The sequence below is a fragment of the Streptomyces sp. NPDC020898 genome (assembly GCF_044333925.1).
Classification (GTDB): domain Bacteria; phylum Actinomycetota; class Actinomycetes; order Streptomycetales; family Streptomycetaceae; genus Streptomyces.
Genome location: NZ_JBIRRV010000002.1, coordinates 659006 through 678502, shown reverse-complemented (window position 1 = coordinate 678502; position 19497 = coordinate 659006). Strand labels below are relative to the sequence as shown.

Below are 19497 nucleotides of genomic sequence, written 5' to 3'. Positions count from 1 at the left end.
GCGGGCGGTAACCGGTGGCCAACGCCGCGGGTACCGCCCGGCCCACCGGGGTCAGTTCGCCGCGGCCTCCGCCGCCACCGCCTGCGCCGACAGGTTCCGGATACGGAGGTAGCGGGCCGTCATTCCGTCGCCGTGGTAGCGCCACGGGAGGGCGTTCACGTACCCGTCGACCAGCTTGAACTGCTCGATCGCGGCCTCGTCGCGGTCCTGGAGGGAGAGGTAGTACGCCAGGAGGTGGCGCAGTTCCGGCAGGCGCGGGTGGGTCGGGTCGGCCGCGGCGGCGTCGGCCAGGCCGGCGTTCACGCGGGCGATCATCTCGGGGGTGCGGTCGGCGTCGTTGTCGTCCGAGTCGTCGTGCTCGAAGTGGGAGACCAGGGGGAAGACGGTGAGCAGGCTGCCCGGCGGGGCGGACGCCGCCGCGCGTGCCGCGAACTCGGTGGCCAGCTGCTCCGAGCCGCACCACTTCTTGCACCAGTACTGAAGTGCGTGCCAGTGCGCTTCGTAGTGGTGCGGGGCGCGGGCGGTGATCTCCGCCCACAGCTTGTCCATCTCGGAGTGCGGGTAGCCGAGTCCGGTCGCCACCGAGATCTCGCTGATGTACGGAGTGGGGTCGTCGGGGTTCAGCGCCGCCGCCCGGGCTATCTCCTCACGGGAGCGCCGCAGCATGCGGTGGAAGCCGTCGAACTGCTCCCGCGTGGTGTGCTTGGCCCACTGGGCCCCTCTGAGCCGTCCGGCGAGCCCGACGGTGCTGCATGCTCGGACCACGGCAGCGTCCGGGTCATCGGGACGGCCGGTCTCCCAGGCGATCAGCCACTCGTCCTCCTCCGACGCGAGCGAGGCCAGCATGCTCACGGCCATCGACCGGCGGTCCCAGTCCCGCCCGATGCCCTCCAGCAGCCCGGCGCCGGCCTTCCAGTCGCCGTTCCGCACGGCATCGAGCGCCGCCTCCCACCCGGCCGGCAACGGCCCGGCGGACTTCGTGCTCTGCCGCTCGGCGGGCAGCAGCCCGAGCTGCTCGGCGGCCTCGGCGCCGCCGGCATCGTCCGCGCCGCCGGCCCCGGACGTCTGGGCGCGGAACTCCTTCACGAACACCCCGCCCAGCCACAGCACGGCGACCAACGTGGGCACGGCCAGGATGCCCAGGATCCACAGCAGTACGGTCATCGGGGAGCGTCCGTTTCTTGGGAGGCGGGGTCGCGGGGAGCGGGGGGAAGAAGGGCGCGCAGCGGGGCGGTGTCCGGCTGGTCGGCGAGTGCGGTGTCCACGGCGGCGCCGATCGCGGCGTCGAGCTCGGAGGTGCCGTCGCCTGGGCTGCTGCCCGGCGCCGGGAGCAGGCGGGCCTTCGCCGACTGCTCCCAGGAGAACTCCCAGCGCACCTGGGAGCGGGCGCTGAACTCCTGCATCACCATGCTGTGCAGCGAGTGGTGCAGCGTCGGGCGTACGAACTCACGGAATGCGCGTCCCTTCGCCGCGACCGCCTCGTCCGACAGCGGCAACCGGCGTGCCAGCTGCCACAGTTGGCCGTCGTCGATGAGGGTGAGGAGGGCCGGCAGGGTGGGGCGGCCCTTCGTGTACAGGACCAGGGCCCGGTGCAGCGCGGTGTTGAGGGAGGAGAGGTTGGCCGCCATCGCGCCGTCGAGGAGTTCCTGCCAGTCGGCGGTGCGGCGGAACTGCCGTACCTCCTCCGTCAGGACGGCGTCCTCCAGGGCGGCGAACGTGCGCCGCTCGTCGGCCAGGAGCGCGATGGCCGCGCCGTGGGCCTCGTCCGCGCGGCCGTCGGCGGGGAGCAGCTCGATGCGGCGGACGCGGTCGGCGACCGGCGGGTGGGAGTCGTACGGCGAGGTCGGCTCCGTGGGCAACTCGCTGCGCAGGCCCGCCAGTTCGAGCTGGCGGGCGCTCAGTATCCGGCCGAAGCCGCCGAACACCTCGCCGTGCGGCGGCAGTAGTCCGGCGTCGGCGCCCAGGGTGGCGTAGGAGCGCACGTAGAACCCGAACGCGCCGTCCAGCACCGGGATCTCGCGCAGCGCGGACGCGGTGGCGTCGCGGCCGGCGATACGGGCGGCCGAGGCGTCGGCGGCGTACTCCTGGCGGCGGGAGTCGGCGAGCGTCGCACGGAGGTACACCTTGGCGTAGGCGGTGTAGATCCGGGCCAGCGTGCGGTACGTGATGCCCGCGCGGCCCGTGTCGGTCTTCTGGCCCTCTGTGCCCTTGCCCTTGGCCGCGGCCCTGGCGTTCTTCCGCTCCTGCCGGGCCTGCTCGCGCGCCGCCGTGTTCCCCGCCTTCTCCTCGAAGTTCCTTATGGTGCGCAGGAGTTGGACGCGTCCGCGCAGGGTGAGGGCGGCCAGGCGGGTGTCGGAGCCGGCGTAGTGGCCGAGTTCGTGGGCGAGGACCGCGCGCAACTGGGCCTCGGTCAGGCCCTGCATGAGCGGTACGCCGAGATAGAGCCGGCGCGGGCCGGGGAGGAGGCCGAGCAGCCGGGCGTCCTCGCTGACGGCGGCGTTGGCGTCGCCCATGAGGACGATGCGGGACGGGGCGCGGGTGCCGACCTGGTCGGCCAACTCCCGCACGGTGCGCCACAGTTCCGGCTCGTCCGCCTCGGTCACGGGCAGCCCCGAGGGTACCTCGCCCTTCGACGTACGCAGCATGAGCAGACCGCGGACCAGCGGGATCGCCAGCAGTACGGAGACCACGGCCAGCTTGGTCGCGACGGCGGCCGGGGCGTGGGCGAAGAACAGGTAGTCGGTGCCGGCGAGTACCGCCAGCAGGAGCACGCCGAGCAGATAGAAGCCGGCGAGCAGTACGAGAGCGCGCAGCGCGCGCAGGGTCGAGCCCATCGGGCCGGGATCCCTCCACGGAGAACGGGGACGGTAGGAAGGGCGCGCGGCCGAGCGGTGGGGTCATGACCGGCGGGTGGGGGAAGCGGAGTATCGCCTACGGGGACATGGCCAGGCAAGACATGACCATGCCACCCGGCGCTCATGTACATCCGGCCGGGCTGCGAGGGTTCGCGCGGACGGCCCCCGCCGTCCCCTTCCCGGCGCCCTGGCTCGCCCGCCCTGTCTCACCGCAGCCGCGGCTGCCTCACCGCAGCAGAGTCGCCGGGCTTCCGCCGTTCGCCTCGTACCCCGCCACCGCCAGCGCCCGGTAGATCGCGAACTCCGCCGCCGGGTCGGCGGTGAGGGTCCACGGGAGGGCGCCCACATGGCCGTCGACGTGCACCAGCTGGTTCATGGCCTCCGCCCAGCGCTCGGAACGCACCAGGAAGTAGATCAGCAGGTGGCGCACGTGGGCCAGCATCGGGTCGTCCGGGCGGGCCGCGTGGACCGAGTACAGCCCGCCGTGGACCGCCTTCGTCACGACCTCGCTCTGGTAGAAGCTGCTGACCATGACCACCTCGGGGAGGTGCTCGAACACCGCGAACAGCGGCATCGCGGCCAGCAGGGAGCCCTGCGGAGCTCGGGCCGCCGCCGCCTCCGCGAAGGACATCGCCAGCTCGCGCGAGCCGTGCCACTTCTCGCACCAGTAGTGCAGGGCCGCGAGATGTGCCCCCATGTGCTCCGGCGCGCGGTCCAGGATCTTCAGCCAGAGCTGCTCGAACTCCGGCCGGGAGTAGGCCAGTCCGCGGGCCACCGACAGTTCGACGATGTACGGGATCGGGTCACCGGGGGAGAGGAACGCCGCGTCGCCGCACGCCGACCTCGCCTCCTCCATGATGATCCGGAACTCGTCCGTCCCCGGCGTCGACGTCCGCCACGCCTGCTGCACCAGGAACTCCGCGTGCACGGCCGCGCCGCCCGCGTCCTTGGGCGCCTCCGTCCGCCACACCCGCAGCCACTGCCCGCCCGGCGACTCGCCCGCCCCGCCGGGCCGCTGCTGCAGCTCCAGCGACGCCGCACCCGCGAAGGCCTGCACCCGCTGCCAGCGCCGCTCGCCCTCCTTCTCGGTGCCCGAGAGGAGTTGCGCCGCCGCTCTGTAGTCCTGCGTGCGCTGCACGACGTCCAGGACGTCCAGCAGATCCTGGTCGGGGCCGGGCATGCGGATGTCCAGCGCCTCCTGCCGGACGAACCCGTAGTTCGCGGGGTCCGCCGCGTCCGGGTCACCGGGGGCGACCTGCTGAATACCGGTGCGCCCGCGCCGCACGAACGGCACCACCACGAAGCCCAGCATGGCCAGCGCGATCAGCACCCAGAGAATCTCCATGCCTCAAGCGAACCAGACGGGTCTGACAATTGGCCAACCGGTCCCTCCGAAAGCTGTCCCGAAGGCCTTCGCAGCGCCCCCGAAACCCCTCCGTACCGGGCCCGGCGGGCGGTGGCCGTCACGAATCCCGCGAGCGCACTACGCTCGGTCCTCATGAGCGACAGGCACATCAGTCAGCATTTCGAGACCCTGGCGATCCACGCGGGCAACACCGCGGATCCCCTCACCGGCGCGGTCGTCCCGCCGATCTACCAGGTCTCGACCTACAAGCAGGACGGCGTCGGCGGGCTGCGCGGCGGCTACGAGTACAGCCGCAGCGCCAATCCGACCCGTACCGCCCTCGAAGAGAACCTCGCGGCCCTGGAGGGCGGTCGCCGCGGTCTCGCGTTCGCGTCCGGACTGGCGGCCGAGGACTGCCTGTTGCGTACGCTGCTCAGCCCCGGCGACCACGTGGTCATCCCGAACGACGCCTACGGCGGCACGTTCCGCCTCTTCGCGAAGGTCGTCGCCCGCTGGGGCGTGGAGTGGTCGGTCGCCGACACCAGCGACCCCGCCTCCGTCCGGGCCGCCCTCACCCCGAAGACCAAGGCCGTGTGGGTGGAGACCCCCTCCAATCCGCTCCTCGGCATCACCGACATCGCCGCCGTGGCCCAGATCGCCCGCGAGGCCGGCGCCCGGCTCGTCGTCGACAACACCTTCGCGACGCCCTACCTCCAGCAGCCGCTCGCGCTCGGCGCGGACGTCGTCGTGCACTCGCTGACCAAGTACATGGGCGGCCACTCCGACGTCGTCGGCGGCGCGCTGGTCACCGCCGACGCCGAACTCGGCGAGGAACTGGCGTACCACCAGAACGCGATGGGCGCGGTCGCCGGGCCCTTCGACTCCTGGCTGGTGCTGCGCGGCGCGAAGACGCTCTCCGTCCGGATGGACCGGCACAGTGAGAACGCCACCAAGGTCGCCGACATGCTCACCCGGCACGCGCGCGTGACCCGCGTTCTCTACCCGGGGCTCCCCGAGCACCCCGGTCACGAGGTCGCCGCCAAGCAGATGCGGGCGTTCGGCGGCATGATCTCGTTCCAGGTCCAGGGCGGCGAGGAGGCGGCCGTCGAGGTCTGCAACCGCGCCAAGGTGTTCACGCTGGGCGAGTCCCTCGGCGGCGTCGAGTCCCTGATCGAGCACCCCGGGCGCATGACGCACGCGTCCGTCGTCGGCTCCGCCCTGGAGGTCCCGGGCGACCTCGTACGCCTCTCCGTGGGCATCGAGAACGTCGAGGACCTCCTGGAGGACCTCCAGCAGGCCCTCGGATAGCCGCCCGACAGCCCTACCAGCTTGACCAGCCCGTCAGGGGTGGAGTCGTGTCCGACGGCGGCTCCACCCAGGGGCGGGCCGTCGTCGCCCAGATCGTGAAGACGACCACCGCGGTGAACAGCAGCAGCCACATCAGACGCCGTGCCGCGCGTCTGCGCCGCAGCATGCGGCTGCCACGCCGTACGGCGTCCGCGCACAGGTCGGGCGGCACCGCCGGCGGCGTGCCCTCCATGATCCGCCGCGCGGCGGCCTCCCGGTCCCGCCGGCTCACGACGGCACCACCTTCGCCCCGGTCACGGCCGGCGCCGGACCCCGCGGAGGGTGCAGGAGGGTCGCCGTCGCGCGGTCGCAGATCGCGTGCACCCGTTCCGTGGGCAGGCCGAGCAGCGCCGCTGTCTGCTGCTCGCCGACCCCCTCGTACAGCCGCAGCACCAGGATCAGCCGCTCCTGAGGGGTGAGCAGGGCCAGGGCGCTGCCGGGGTGCGGGCGGGCCCGGCCGAGAGCGCCGTGCTGGTGCCAGGCCCCGTGCGCGAAGCGCACGGCGAGGTACCGGCGGGCCAGGTCGTACGGATCCTCGCCGCGCATCCGGTCCCAGCACGCGTACGTGTGCGCGAAGGCGTGGGTCAGCAGGCGCCGCGCGCGCGGGTTGTCGCCCGGCGCCTCCGCCGTGAGCAGCGTGGCCGTGTGCAGCAGCCGGCCCGCCGCGCCCGCGACGAACGCCTCGAAGTCCCGGGCCCGGCCGGCGCCCTGAGACACCCGCCGTTCTCGCACCGTTCCTCCCGCCGTGTACGACAAGGACCGGATCTCATCTGAGGCCAGGTGCCGCCCATCGGTCAAGGGTCACGTCAGGAAGCCGACTGCGGTTCCCCCACCGGGATGCCCTGGGCTGCCTGCCGGGCGGAGAGCGCGCTGTTGAAGCGCGTGAGGAGCGTGCAGAACGCCTCGCGCTCCTCCGGCGCCCAGTCGTGTGTCAGCTCGGACATCAACTGACGCCTCGACGACCGTACTTCCTCCAGTCGCGACAGCCCGCGCGGGGACAACTGGAGGACGACCGCCCGCCCGTCCTCGGGATGCGAGGTGCGCTTGACGAGGCCCGTGTCGACGAGCGGAGCCACCTGCCGGGTGACCGTCGACGAGTCGATGCCCATGCTCGCGGCGAGCGCCTTGACGCCCATCGGGCCTTCCTTGTCGAGGCGGTTGAGCAGCAGATACGCGGCGCGGTCCATGGAGTTGCGCACCTGCCCGACTCCCCCGAGCCGGGTCTGTTCGGCACGGCGCGCGAACACCGCGACCTCGTGCTGCAGTGTGTCGAGGAGACCGGTGTCACCGACGGTCGTCATGTCCATCGACATTTCAGGTGTTGTGGGCATGGCCGGGGGCTCACTTCATGAAAGGGGTGCTGGGTTGGGGGACAGGGTACGCGGCCGGAAGGCGGGCCGTACCGACGCTGCGCAAACCAGTCTCGGAGCTTGGTCACACCGCGAGTCGACGCCTGTGAACTGCGAGACTTGAGTCATGAGCTACAGCACGGCTGACTCCTTGCACTCCCTGCGGCCCGTCACCCTCGACGATGTGCGAGGCGCCCAGAAGATGCTCATGGGGGTGGCGCGGGTGACGGCCATGGAGGGCAGCAGGCATCTGACCCAGCTGGTCGGCGCGCCGGTGCACCTCAAGTGCGAGAACCTCCAGCGGACCGGGTCCTTCAAGCTGCGGGGCGCGTACGTCCGTATCGCCGGGCTGCTGCCCGAGGAGCGGGCCGCCGGTGTCGTCGCGGCCAGCGCCGGCAACCACGCGCAGGGGGTCGCGCTGGCCTCGGCGCTGCTCGGGGTGCGCGCCACGGTGTTCATGCCGCAGGGTGCCCCGCTGCCGAAGATCAGCGCCACCCGTGAGTACGGCGCCGAGGTGAGGCTGCACGGTCAGGTCGTCGACGAGACGCTGATGGCAGCCCAGGAGTACGCGGACCGCACGGGCGCGGTGCTCATCCACCCCTTCGACCACGCCGACATCATCGCGGGGCAGGGCACGGTGGGCCTGGAGATCCTGGAACAGTGCCCGGAGGTGCGCACGATCGTCGTCGGGATCGGCGGGGGCGGTCTGGCGGCGGGGATCGCGGTCGCCGTGAAGTCGGTGCGGCCCGACGTACGGATCGTGGGCGTCCAGGCGGCGGGCGCGGCCGCGTACCCGCCCTCGCTGGCGGCCGGGCGGCCGGTGTCGATCAGGAACCCGGCGACGATGGCCGACGGGATCAAGGTCGGACGGCCCGGCGACGTGCCGTTCGGGATCGTCGGCGAGCTGGTGGACGAGGTCCGCACGGTCAGCGAGGACGAGCTGTCGGCCGCGCTGCTGCTCTGCCTGGAGCGCGCCAAGCTCGTCGTGGAACCGGCCGGCGCGAGCCCGGTCGCGGCGCTGCTGAGCGAGCCCGGGGCCTTCGAGGGGCCGGTCGTCGCGGTGCTGTCCGGCGGCAACGTGGATCCGGTGCTGCTGGAGCGCATCCTGCGGCACGGCATGGCCGCACAGGGCCGCTACCTGGCGGTTCGGCTGCGGCTGACGGACCGGCCGGGCGCCCTCGCGACGCTTCTCGGGGTGTTGTCAGTGGTCGACGCTAATGTCCTCGACGTGAGCCATGTCCGGACCGATCCGCGGCTCGGGCTCACGGAGGCGGAGGTCGAGCTGCACCTGGAGACGAAGGGTCCGGAGCACTGCGCCGAGGTCGGCCTGGCACTGCGCGAGGCCGGTTACACCGTCATCGACTGAGGTCGGGGACGGCGTTCTCGGCCCGGTCTCACTCGGACGGGTGGCTCCGGGAAAAACGCATTGAGAGACGCGATACATCGCGTTACGGTGTGTGTCACGCGAACGCTCCGCCCACCCATGCTCCTCGTGCTCGCCGGGCGGGGCAACCGAGAAAAATTTAGGCTTTTCGCGGTAATCCCCAACGACGTGGAGAACTGATATGCCAGGCGCCATCTATGCCGAAGGCCTGGTGAAGACCTTCGGTGACGTAAGGGCTCTGGACGGCGTCGATCTGGACGTCCCGGAGGGCACGGTCCTCGGCCTGCTCGGGCCCAACGGAGCGGGCAAGACCACCACGGTCCGCTGTCTGACGACCCTGCTGCGACCCGACCGCGGCTCGGCGATCGTCGCGGGCATCGACGTCCTGAAGCACCCCGACGCCGTCCGCCGCTCCATAGGCCTCTCCGGCCAGTTCGCGGCGGTCGACGAGTATCTGACCGGCCGTGAGAACCTCCAGATGGTCGGCCAGCTGTACCAGATGAAGGCGAAGGCCGCGAAGGCCCGCGCGGCCGAACTGCTGGAGCAGTTCCACCTCGCGGACGCCGCCGACCGCCCCGCGAAGACGTACTCCGGAGGCATGCGCCGCCGCCTCGACCTCGCGGCGGCCCTGGTCGTCTCACCCCCCGTGATGTTCATGGACGAGCCGACGACCGGCCTCGACCCGCGCAACCGTCAGCAACTGTGGGAGGTCATCAAGCAGTTGGTCTCCGCGGGGACGACGCTGCTGCTGACCACCCAGTATCTGGAGGAGGCCGACCATCTCGCGCACGACATCGCGGTGGTCGACCACGGCCGCGTCATCGCCCGCGGCACCTCCGACCAGCTCAAGGCCCGCACCGGCGGCGAGCGCGTCGAGGTCGTCGTGCACGAGCGCGAGCACATCTCGACCGCCTCCGAGGTGCTGAACGGCTTCGGCAAGGGTCAGGGCGAGGTCACCGTCCAGGAACACATGCGCAAGCTCACCGTGCCCGTCACCGGCGGCGCGAAGCTCCTCGCCGAGGTCATCCGCGAGCTCGACACCCGCGGCATCGAGATCGACGACATCGGCCTGCGCCGCCCGACCCTCGACGACGTCTTCCTCTCCCTGACGGGCCATGTGGCCGAGGTGAGGGACGAGGAGAACGGGAAGCAGGACGGGAAGCAGAGCGAGAAGAAAAACAAAGAGGAGACCGTCAAGTGAGTGCCGTCACCGACGCGGTGCCCGTTGCGGCGCCCACGAACCCCCTCAGTCAGTTGGTCCGCGACTCACTGGTCGTCGCCAAGCGGAACCTGCCGCGTATGTCCCGAATCCCGAATCCTGTTCGCGGAGCTTCGATTCAATTCAACTCGCCGCGCAGTCAAGGTCAGCGCGTGAGTGCCGGGAAGGGGCAGGTCGCATGAGCATGATGGCCGACTCCCTGGTCATGGCCCGCAGGAACTTGATTCGGATGAGCAGGATTCCCGAGATGGTTCTGTTCGGTCTGATTCAGCCGGTGATGTTCGTGGTGCTGTTCACCTACGTCTTCGGCGGCTCGATGAAGATCGGCGACAGCACCAGCCCGGAGGTCTACAAGAACTTCCTGATGGCCGGCATCTTCGCGCAGACCGTCACCTTCGCCACTGCGGGTGCCGGCGCGGGCATCGCGGACGACATGCACAAGGGGCTCATCGATCGGTTCCGCTCGCTCCCGATGGCGCGTGGTGCGGTGCTGACCGGCCGTACTGTCGCGGATCTCGTACAGACAGCCCTGACGCTGCTCGTCCTTGCGATCGTCGCGCTGCTCGTGGGCTGGCGCCCCGGCTCCGTGGAGCCGACCAACTTTGGGAAAATCCTGGGCGGCTTCGGCCTGCTGCTCCTCCTCGGCTACGCGTTCACCTGGATCGGCGCCCTGATCGGCCTGTCCGTGCGCACGCCGGAGGCGGCGACTTCGGGAGGTCTCATCTGGCTGTTCCCGGTGACGTTCATCTCGAACGCCTTCGTAGACTCCAGCCAGATGACGCCGTGGCTGCGCCACATCGCCGAATGGAACCCGTTCAGCGCCACTGTTCAGGCGTGCCGTCAACTCTTCGGAGACCCGGGCCTGTCCCAGTCCGACGCATGGCCCATGCAGCACCCGGTCTGGGCCTCGCTGATCTACTCCATCTTGATCATCGCGGTCTTCCGCACTCTCTCGGTCCGCAAGTACCGCCGGGCGGACAGTTGATGGCTCTGCCTCAGGGAGCAGGCCCCCATCCCCGCGGGGGTGGGGGCTTCTTTGTTGTGCGCTGACGCTCAACTCCCGTACGCCGTACCCTCGCATATTGAGCGCCAGCATCGGCGAGCGGCTCCAGGAACTGGGCATGACGAAACCCCCGGCGTCACAAGGCGAGAAGCCAGGGACGCCGGGGGCTCGCAAGGGCGTGCGCAAGGGATTCCGAGGGCTCGGCCCCGGCAGGGCTCAGCTCTGGTAGGGCACGGCCTTCAGGATCTTCACGGAGGCGAGCTTGCCGTTGGGGAGCTCGTACTGGGCGTCCGCGCCGACCTTCTTGCCGCTCACTCCGCTGCCCAGCGGGGACTGCGGCGAGTAGGTCTCGATGTCGGAGCTGGCGTACTCGCGGGAGGCGAGCAGGAAGGTCAGCGTGTCGTCCTCGTCGCCGTCGAAAGCGATGGTCACGACCATGCCGGGCGCGACCGCGCCGTTCGCCGCCGGAGCCTCGCCGACCTTGGCGTTCTCCAGGAGCTGGGTCAGCTGGCGCACACGGAGCTCCTGCTTGCCCTGCTCCTCCTTGGCCGCGTGGTACCCGCCGTTCTCGCGCAGGTCGCCTTCCTCGCGTGCAGCGGCGATCTTGGCGGAGATCTCCGTGCGCGCAGGACCAGTAAGGTGCTCAAGCTCGCCCTTGAGCTTGTTGTACGCCTCCTGGGTCAGCCAGGTGACGTTCTCGCTGGTCTGGGTCACAGGTGCTCCTCGTAGGTACTGGGATACAAAGCATCGCCCTACCAAGAAGAATGTTCCTCCACGGATGGGCGAAACCACGAGCCTAACAATTCGGCGGCAGAAGGGGGAGGACATAAGCCATCAGAAATAGGTCAGCGCAGGTCAGTGGCTATGTGATGAGGGTGACCCTCGACGACGCCCCTGCAAATGACCCCCGGCAGCGGCCTCAGTCGCTGTGACAGCCGAGCAGCTCGGCCGTCGTACCCGCGGACGTCGTCCGCAGCGTGACGACCTTGTCGATCCGGGTGTCGCCGCCGTCGAAGCGGAAGTCCGCGCGGCCGACCTCGGCGCCGCTCTCGGCCTGGGACCGGACCGTGCAGTAGCCGTCCGTGCCGGCGTCCTTGCGGACCTCAAGATGGACCTTGACCGAGTCGTCGTACGTCTTGAAGGTGATGATCTCGGCGCTGATCTTGTTGCCGACGACGTAGTGGTAGCCGAACCAGCCCACCAGGGCGAGCAGTACCGCCCCGAGGACGGCGGCGGCGACCCTGAGTCTGCGGTCGGCGCGCTCGTCCGTGGAGCGGCCGTACCGTCCCTCGGGCAGTCGCGTGCTCGCCGTACTCATGATCGTCCTCTCCGCGAGGGCCCTGGTTCTGCCGGGCCCCGGAATTATTGGCCGCTCGGTTCGGTCACTATAGAAGCCGCTCATCGCACCCGCTCACACGGGATGCCGACTTACGAGGATTGAGTCTTGACTGACCAGCTGCGACTGATGGCCGTTCACGCACACCCCGACGACGAGTCGAGCAAGGGTGCGGCCACCATGGCGAAGTACGTGTCCGAGGGGGTGGACGTGCTGGTCGTGACCTGCACCGGCGGAGAGCGCGGCTCCATCCTCAACCCGAAGCTCCAGGGCGACAAGTACATCGAGGAGCACATCCACGAGGTACGCAAGAAGGAGATGGACGAGGCCCGCGAGATCCTCGGCATCAAGCAGGAGTGGCTCGGTTTCGTCGACTCCGGCCTGCCGGAGGGCGACCCGCTGCCCCCGCTCCCCGACGGCTGCTTCGCCCTGGAGGACATCGACAAGGCGGCCGGCGAGCTGGTGAAGCAGATCCGCTCGTTCCGTCCGCAGGTGATCACGACGTACGACGAGAACGGCGGGTACCCGCACCCCGACCACATCATGACCCACAAGATCTCGATGGTGGCGTTCGACGGCGCGGCGGACACCGAGACCTTCCCGGAGTCGGAGTACGGCCCGGCGTACCAGCCGCGGAAGCTGTACTACAACCAGGGCTTCAACCGGCCGCGCACCGAGGCGCTGCACAACGCGCTGATCGAGCGCGGCATGGAGTCGCCGTACGGGGACTGGCTGAAGCGGTGGTCGGAGTTCGAGCGCACCGAGCGCACGCTGACCACGCACGTTCCGTGCGCGGAGTTCTACGAGATCCGTGACAAGGCCCTGATCGCCCACGCGACGCAGATCGACCCCGACGGGGGCTGGTTCCGGGTGCCGATGGAGCTTCAGAAGGAGGTCTGGCCGACGGAGGAGTACGAGCTGGCGAAGTCGCTCGTGGACACTTCCCTCCCCGAGGACGACCTCTTTGCGGGCATCCGCGACAATGCTTGACATGAGCGCAAGCGCAAGCCTGGCAATGACGCACCTCGTCCCGCTCGCGGCGGAGGTCGACGAGGACAAGGTGACCCCCGGTGTCCTCGGCTTCATCGTGTTCGCGGTGATGGCTCTCGCGGTGTGGGGGCTGATGAAGTCCATGAACAAGCAGATGGGCCGGATCGAGTTCAAGGAGGTGCCGGACGACGAGCGGGCCCCCTCCGGCGCCCCCGAGGAAGCCGGTACCGCGAGTGCCGGGGCGAAGGCCTCGCCCGCACCGGACGCCGGCAAGAGCGTGGGCAAGGGCTCCGCGCGCGAGTGAGACGCCGCACCGGGTGCCCGGCACCCGGTGTCCGCACCTCCGCCTCTCGCCCTGCCGCGGGCCCTGCCCCCTATCCCCGCGTCTGTCCGGCCGCCGCCACCGGCACCCCCATGACCTCCCGGGCGTGCCGGTTCGGGATCATGCCCAGGCGCCACGCCTGCCAGCCGGACTCCAGCGCCACACCGCGCTCCAGCAACAGCTGATACGCCTCCACGTAGTCGTGGAGCTTCTCGTCGCGCGACGCGTGTCCGGCGCGGGAGAGCTGGGACAGCTCCTCCTGGGCCACCGCCGTGCCGATGTCGACGCCGCCGGGGGCCGCGTACGGCAGGAGGGTGCAGCGCAGGAAGCGGGCCCAGTCCTCGCCGCGCCGGTCGCCGTACGAGGTGAAGAGGCCGATCGCCTCGTCGCACAGGGCCAGCGCCTGCGGGGTGCGGGCGTTGCCCGCGTCGACCACCGCCAGCTCCAGGCAGGTCCAGGCCTCGCCGTGGGCGACGCCGATGCGCTGGAAGTCGGCGCGGGCGTCGACCAGGAGCTGGCGGGCGAAGCCCGAGTTGCGCAGTGAACCCGTCTGGACCGCCCGCTGGTCGCGGGTGACGCGGGCCGAGTGATGGCGGGCGCAGGCCAGGCCGTAGACGTCGCGGATGCGGGAGAACATCGTGCGGGAACGTTCCAGCTCGCGGACCGCGAGATCCAGGTTGCCGGTCTCCTCCAGGGACTGGCCCAGGTAGTAGACCGACCACGCCTCGCCGCGCGCGTCGTCGTTGTCCCGGTGGACCGAGGCCGCCTGGCGCAGCCCGTCCACCGCCGCCGACGCGTCCCCGGCGACCAGCCGGGCCCGGGCCAGCTGGGTCAGCGCCCAGGCCTCGCCACGGGCGTCGCGCGTACGGCCGTAGAGGTCCAGGGCTGTTCGCAGTTCGGACTCGGCGCGCGGTACGTCGCCCATCCGCAGGCCCAGTTGGCCGAGCTGGAAGTGGGCCCACGCCTCGCCGTGGATCGACTCGCCCGCGCGGTGCAGGACCAGGGAGCGGGTGAGGAGGTCCCAGGCCTCGGCGAGGCGGGAGCGGTCGCGTTCGACGGCCGCGAGGGCGTGCATCGTCCACGCGCGGTCGGTCGCCAGTTCGGGGGCCTGCTGGAGATCCAGGGCCTCCTGGAGCTTCGCCGCGGCCTCGACCAGGTTGCCCTGGTGGTGCAGCGTGATGCCGAGGGAGCACAGGGCCCGGGCGGCGCCCGCGTCGTGATGGGCCTCCATGTACAGCTCGACGACCGAGGTCAGCGTCGTGCGCGCCTTGTCCAGCTCGCCCAGCTGACGGGCCGCGATACCCGTACGCCACTGCACCGAGCGGACCAGCAGACCCTGGTCGACCGACTCCGCCAGCTCGCTGATCTCACCGAGGCGGTAGAGGTCGCCGCGCAGCAGGCAGTAGTCGCACAGGGCGCCCAGGAGATTGAGGACGGCCGCCTGGTTGACGCCCTCCGCGTGCCGCAGCGTGGCCGTGATGAAGCTCGACTCGTCGTCCAGCCAGCGCAGCGCCTCGTCGAGGGAGGTGAAGCCGTGCGGGCTGAAGCGGTCCGAGCGGGTCGACATGTTGCCGTCGACCAGACGCAGCACCGAGTCGGCCAGCTCGCCGTAGTTCACGATCAGACGTTCCTGCGCGGCCGTACGCTCCGCCGGTTCCTCCTCGTCCAGGAGGCGGGCCTGCGCGAAGGCGCGGACCAGGTCGTGCAGGCGGTAGCGGCTGCCCCGGACGTGGTCGATCAGGCCCGCGCGGGTCAGCGCGTCCAGATGCCGGGTCGCCTCCGTCTGGTCCGTGGCCAGGAGGGACGCGGCAGCGGCGGCGCCCAGCGAGGCACGGCCGGCCAGCGCCAGCCGGCGCAGCAGCCGCCGGGCCGGCTCCGACTGGTCGGTGTAGCGCAGCCACAGCACCCGCTCCACCGGCTCCACCGGCCCGTACGCACCCAGGTCCACCGCCAGCCGGCGCGGCGAGCGCGGGCCGAGCGAGGAGCCCGCGATGCGCAGCGCCAGCGGCAGCCCACCGCACAACTCCCTTATCCGGTCGGAGGATTCGGCATCGTAGGGACTCGACCCCGATCCCGCCCTCGATCCCGAACCTGGCCCTGATCCTGCCTGCGCGGACGCGTTCAGCAGTTCCTCCGCGCCCGCCGCCTCCAAGGCCTCGACGGGCAGTTGATGGACCCAGAAGGGCAGGTCCGCCGGAAGATCGAGAGGCTTGCGGGCGGTCACCAGGACGAGGCTGTCGGAGCGCTCCGGGACGAGCGTGCGGACCTGCCCGGGATCCTGGGCGTCGTCCAGGACGATGGTCACCGGGACCCCTGTGAGGTGCTGGTGGTACAGCTCGCTCAGCCTTCTGACCTGCTGGTCCGGTGACGAACGCTCACGGAAGAGGAGCTGCTCACGGGACGCACCGAGCCGGTTGAGGAGGTGCAGAAGGGCGTCGCGGGTGGGCAGCGGCGGCTCCTGCGGACTGTCGCCGCGCAGATCCACCACGCACGCGCCCCGGAACTGGTCGCGCAGATCGTGCGCCGCGTGGATCGCGAGTGCGCTGCGGCCACTGCCGGGCGCGCCGTGCAGGACGACCACCGTCGGCCGGGTCTCCGTACTCGCCCGGGCAGCGTGCACCCACTGCCGGATACGCGCCAGTTCCTGCCGCCGGCCTGCGAACGGCTCGTCAGGATCCGGGAGTTGACCGAACGACTGCTCCAGAACGCTGCGGCTGCGGGCCGCCGCACTCTTGTCGCTGCCGCGCAGTCGCGGCCCCGTCTTCTTCGGCCCGGTCGACGCGCTGAGCACCCGCTGCTGGTCGAGGAACGGGCGGATACCGCGCACCTCCAGCGCCGTCAGCCACGTCAGCCGCAGCTGCTCGGGCCCGCCGGGCTGGCTCACCGCGCCGGCGCGGTGGTGGGCGGCGGGAACGTGGGAGGCGGTCACCTTGATGACGGTCGCGGCGGCGCCCACGACGCCCACGGTCAGCGCCGCGCCCATCGCCGTACCCGTGCCGGTGCCGAGCGCCAGGTCGGCGACCCCGGCCGCGACGGCGGCAACAGCCGCCACCAGCAACGGAGTTCCGGCCCCCTCCCGCGCGTACCGCTGCCCGAACGTGAGCTGCCCGGCCTTCGCCTCGTCGAGCGCCCGCGTGTACGCCTCGTACTCTTCCGCGGCCGACTGAGCCATGGCGTCCAGCGCCCCGCGCGCCCGCGTGAGAAGCACACCCCCGTCGGTACGCCCCCCTGACCGCCGTACCTCTTCCTCCACGGCCCGACCCAACAGCCGCTCGGCTTCCGCCCGGTGGCTGTCCCGCATGGTGTGTCCCCCTCTGGCAGCAATCTGACGGCATCTGACAGCAACGGCTTGTCCTCGGTGGTTCCTTGGTCAAGTGTCCTGCGGACGGCGCATTGGTGCGAGGGGGCAATCGGTTCCGATCACCGTGCCGGGTACGCCAGTTGACGCGGTTTATACGGGAGGGCCACCACGCGACTATCGTGATCACGGGTATCAAAATGGGGGGAAGAGGACATGAGTAGCGAGAACCCGGCAACTACCGGTCCGTCGCCCGGACCGCAGCAACCGCGTTGGGCCTGGTGGGTCGTCGGCATTGTCATCCCTCTGGTGGGACTGCTCGTCGCGGTGCTGCTGAGCGGGCCGGACCCGTCCGTGCCGCCCGGGGGACAGCCCTCCGGCACACAGCCTTTCGCCTCGACGGGGTCCATCGGTCAGGAATCGACCACGGCTTCGCCCGTCACGAGCGCCGAGCCAATTGACGCGCGGCACGGATCGGATGTTGTCGAGGCCGACATGCTCTACGGGTCGTATCTTGAGCTGGACACGTCCGAACCGGTCGTGTCGGGCATCAAGGGTGCGGACATCTACTTCGTGGCACTGCTCCAAGGCCCGGTTCTGTCCGTGCCGGGCTCAGCTTCCATGCTGGCTCCGTCGGCTGACTCCGATGCCGCCCCGACGGCTGAGGAGTGCGCCGACACCGTGGAACGCAACAGCACTTTCATGGCGACCGTGCAGCGGGGCGACAGCTTCTGCCTGCTGACCGACGAAGGCCGCGTCGCCCACCTGCGAGTCCTCACCGCACCGAGCAGCGGCACCGGAAAACTGGACGTCACCGTCTGGGACACGCCAGGCGCCTGACACGCGGGGTACTGCGGCAGGATGGACCTCATGGCGAACCGACTGGCCCATGAGACGTCCCCCTATCTCCTCCAGCACGCCGACAACCCGGTCGACTGGTGGCCCTGGTCGGCCGAGGCCTTCGAGGAGGCGCGGCGCAGTGGCAAACCGGTCCTGCTGAGCGTCGGGTACAGCAGCTGCCACTGGTGTCACGTGATGGCTCACGAGTCCTTCGAGGACCAGGCCACCGCCGACTATCTCAACGAGCACTTCGTCAGCGTGAAGGTCGACCGCGAGGAGCGTCCCGACGTGGACGCCGTCTACATGGAGGCGGTCCAGGCGGCCACCGGTCAGGGTGGCTGGCCCATGACCGTGTTTCTCACGCCCGGTGCCGAGCCCTTCTACTTCGGCACCTACTTCCCGCCCGCGCCCCGCCAGGGCATGCCCTCCTTCCAGCAGGTGCTGGAGGGGGTCCGGGCCGCCTGGGCCGACCGGCGGGACGAGGTCACCGAGGTGGCGGAGAAGATCACGCGGGATCTCGCCGAGCGGGAGATCCAGTACGGCGGCACCGAGGCACCCGGCGAGGAGGAGCAGGCGCGGGCGCTGCTCGGGCTCACCCGGGACTACGACGCCCAGCGCGGGGGGTTCGGCGGCGCCCCCAAGTTCCCGCCGTCCATGGTCCTGGAGTTCCTGCTGCGGCACGGCGCCCGGACGGGGTCCGAGGGAGCGTTGCAGATGGCCCAGGACACCTGTGAGCGCATGGCCCGGGGCGGGATCTACGACCAGCTCGGGGGCGGCTTCGCCCGGTACTCCGTCGACCGGGAGTGGGTCGTGCCCCACTTCGAGAAGATGCTCTATGATAATGCGCTGCTTTGTCGCGTTTACGCCCACCTCTGGCGTGCCACCGGCTCCGAGCTAGCCCGGCGTGTCGCCCTGGAGACCGCCGACTTCATGGTGCGCGAACTCCGCACCGTCGAAGGGGGGTTCGCCTCCGCGCTCGACGCCGACAGCGACGACGGGACGGGGACGGGTAAGCACGTCGAAGGTGCCTACTACGTCTGGACGCCGGCCCAGCTCGCCGAGGTTCTCGGGGCCGAGGATGCCGGGCTCGCCGCCCACTACTTCGGGGTGACCGAGGAGGGCACCTTCGAAGAGGGGGCGTCCGTTCTGCAACTTCCGCAGCACGAGGGTGTGTTCGACGCCGAGAAGGTCGACTCCATCAAGCGGCGGCTGCTCGACGCCCGTGCCCAGCGCCCCGCTCCCGGGCGGGACGACAAGGTGGTCGCCGCCTGGAACGGGCTCGCTGTCGCCGCGCTCGCCGAGACCGGCGCCTACTTCGAGCGGCCCGACCTCGTGGACGCCGCGCTGGCCGCCGCGGATCTCCTAGTGCGCGTGCATCTCGACGACCGGGCCCAGCTCGCCCGGACCAGCAAGGACGGGCAGGTCGGGGCCAACGCCGGGGTGTTGGAGGACTACGCCGATGTCGCCGAGGGGTTCCTCGCCCTGGCCTCCGTGACCGGGGAGGGGGTGTGGCTGGAGTTCGCCGGGTTCCTGCTCGACCATGTGCTCGTGCGGTTCGTCGACGAGGAGTCGGGGGCGCTCTTCGACACGGCCAGTGACGCCGAGCAGCTCATCCGGCGGCCCCAGGATCCCACCGACAATGCCGCCCCCTCCGGGTGGAGCGCTGCCGCGGGCGCTCTGCTCAGTTACGCCGCGCAGACCGGTGCTGAGCCTCATCGGGCCGCCGCCGAGCGGGCGTTGGGGGTCGTGAAGGCGCTCGGGCCGCGTGTGCCCCGGTTCATCGGGTGGGGACTCGCTGTGGCCGAGGCGCTGCTCGACGGGCCCCGGGAGGTCGCTGTCGTCGGGCCGACGCTCGGTGATCCAGCCACAACTGCCTTGCACCGTACGGCACTTCTGGGCACCGCTCCCGGTGCCGTGGTCGCTGTGGGGGTTGCGGACAGTGACGAACTGCCGTTGCTGGCGGGACGTTCTCTCGTTGGCGGTGAACCAACTGCTTATGTTTGCCGTAATTTCACCTGTGACGTTCCGACGACCGATCCTGATCGACTGCGTGCCACCTTGGGCGGCTGAGAACGGGATAAATCGGGCGTAAACGGGGGAACGCGGCCTGCCAAGTCGTGTTCGATCGGTTGGATTTGTGCACGTGTTGGGACACATCCTGCTAGGCGACGGACCGTTCCGAAACACGTTATTTATCAGAAGAGCTCCC

General features: G+C 70.6%; 17 protein-coding genes. 8 read left to right on the top strand and 9 right to left on the bottom strand.

The features are described 5' to 3' along the window. Positions 1–51 precede the first annotated feature (51 nt). The 3 genes from ACH4TV_RS10940 to ACH4TV_RS10930 form a co-directional block, all read right to left on the bottom strand. Positions 52–1164, bottom strand: a complete 1113-nt coding sequence (locus tag ACH4TV_RS10940) for a hypothetical protein (protein WP_398396465.1) — start codon at positions 1162–1164, stop codon at positions 52–54. Continuing rightward, positions 1161–2834: a M48 family metallopeptidase gene (locus tag ACH4TV_RS10935; protein ID WP_398396463.1), complete on the bottom strand. Its 1674-nt coding sequence runs from the start codon at positions 2832–2834 to the stop codon at positions 1161–1163. The genes ACH4TV_RS10940 and ACH4TV_RS10935 overlap by 4 nt, the downstream gene beginning before the upstream one ends. Before the next feature lie 247 nt (positions 2835–3081). After that, complete coding sequence (locus ACH4TV_RS10930) at positions 3082–4200, bottom strand: hypothetical protein (RefSeq protein WP_398396461.1); 1119 nt, start codon at positions 4198–4200, stop codon at positions 3082–3084. 153 nt (positions 4201–4353) lie between these two features. On the opposite strand from ACH4TV_RS10930, the gene ACH4TV_RS10925 reads away from it, so the two are divergent. Further along, a complete protein-coding gene (locus ACH4TV_RS10925) occupies positions 4354–5508 on the top strand; it encodes a cystathionine gamma-synthase (protein WP_398396459.1) in 1155 nt (384 codons plus the stop codon). A 13-nt stretch (positions 5509–5521) separates the two neighbouring features. Here the strand turns inward: ACH4TV_RS10925 and ACH4TV_RS10920 are convergent, their stop codons facing one another. From ACH4TV_RS10920 to ACH4TV_RS10910, 3 genes are all read right to left on the bottom strand, one after another. Continuing rightward, a complete protein-coding gene (locus ACH4TV_RS10920; RefSeq protein WP_398396457.1) occupies positions 5522–5779 on the bottom strand; it encodes a hypothetical protein in 258 nt (85 codons plus the stop codon). Beyond that, a complete protein-coding gene (locus ACH4TV_RS10915; protein ID WP_398396455.1) occupies positions 5776–6279 on the bottom strand; it encodes a sigma factor-like helix-turn-helix DNA-binding protein in 504 nt (167 codons plus the stop codon). Before ACH4TV_RS10915 ends, ACH4TV_RS10920 begins: the two co-directional genes overlap by 4 nt. Before the next feature lie 74 nt (positions 6280–6353). Further along, entirely contained in the window at positions 6354–6860 is a 507-nt protein-coding gene (locus ACH4TV_RS10910; RefSeq protein WP_398396606.1) for a MarR family winged helix-turn-helix transcriptional regulator, read from the bottom strand. Between the two features lie 163 nt (positions 6861–7023). On the opposite strand from ACH4TV_RS10910, the gene ilvA reads away from it, so the two are divergent. The 3 genes from ilvA to ACH4TV_RS10895 all read left to right on the top strand — a co-directional run bounded on the left by ilvA (position 7024) and on the right by ACH4TV_RS10895 (position 10484). Then, entirely contained in the window at positions 7024–8262 is a 1239-nt protein-coding gene (ilvA, locus tag ACH4TV_RS10905) for a threonine ammonia-lyase (protein WP_398396453.1), read from the top strand. 199 nt (positions 8263–8461) lie between these two features. Then, positions 8462–9481, top strand: coding sequence for an ATP-binding cassette domain-containing protein (locus ACH4TV_RS10900; protein ID WP_398396451.1), 1020 nt, complete (start codon positions 8462–8464; stop codon positions 9479–9481). Positions 9482–9677: 196 nt separating this feature from the next. Further along, a complete protein-coding gene (locus ACH4TV_RS10895; RefSeq protein ID WP_398396449.1) occupies positions 9678–10484 on the top strand; it encodes an ABC transporter permease in 807 nt (268 codons plus the stop codon). A 234-nt stretch (positions 10485–10718) separates the two neighbouring features. Here the strand turns inward: ACH4TV_RS10895 and greA are convergent, their stop codons facing one another. Continuing rightward, on the bottom strand, positions 10719–11216 hold the full coding sequence (gene greA / locus ACH4TV_RS10890; RefSeq protein WP_398396447.1) for a transcription elongation factor GreA: 498 nt from the start codon (positions 11214–11216) through the stop codon (positions 10719–10721). 205 nt (positions 11217–11421) lie between these two features. Next, on the bottom strand, positions 11422–11820 hold the full coding sequence (locus tag ACH4TV_RS10885; RefSeq protein ID WP_398396445.1) for a DUF4307 domain-containing protein: 399 nt from the start codon (positions 11818–11820) through the stop codon (positions 11422–11424). A 147-nt stretch (positions 11821–11967) separates the two neighbouring features. Between ACH4TV_RS10885 and mca the strand changes: the two genes are divergently transcribed. Further along, on the top strand, positions 11968–12828 hold the full coding sequence (mca, locus tag ACH4TV_RS10880; protein WP_398396604.1) for a mycothiol conjugate amidase Mca: 861 nt from the start codon (positions 11968–11970) through the stop codon (positions 12826–12828). Next, the gene (locus ACH4TV_RS10875) at positions 12821–13132 is read left to right on the top strand and encodes a hypothetical protein (RefSeq protein ID WP_398396443.1); all 312 of its coding nucleotides are present in this window, start codon (positions 12821–12823) and stop codon (positions 13130–13132) included. Before mca ends, ACH4TV_RS10875 begins: the two co-directional genes overlap by 8 nt. Before the next feature lie 70 nt (positions 13133–13202). On the opposite strand, the gene ACH4TV_RS10870 is transcribed toward ACH4TV_RS10875, so the two are convergent. Continuing rightward, positions 13203–16451 carry a tetratricopeptide repeat protein gene (locus tag ACH4TV_RS10870; protein WP_398396441.1) on the bottom strand — a complete coding sequence of 1083 codons (3249 nt, stop codon included), beginning with the start codon at positions 16449–16451 and terminating at the stop codon, positions 13203–13205. Between the two features lie 213 nt (positions 16452–16664). Between ACH4TV_RS10870 and ACH4TV_RS10865 the strand changes: the two genes are divergently transcribed. Together ACH4TV_RS10865 and ACH4TV_RS10860 are read left to right on the top strand one after the other, a co-directional pair. Continuing rightward, on the top strand, positions 16665–17288 hold the full coding sequence (locus ACH4TV_RS10865) for a hypothetical protein (protein WP_398396439.1): 624 nt from the start codon (positions 16665–16667) through the stop codon (positions 17286–17288). 30 nt (positions 17289–17318) lie between these two features. Further along, positions 17319–19358, top strand: a complete 2040-nt coding sequence (locus ACH4TV_RS10860; protein WP_398396437.1) for a thioredoxin domain-containing protein — start codon at positions 17319–17321, stop codon at positions 19356–19358. The last annotated feature ends 139 nt before the right edge of the window (positions 19359–19497 follow it).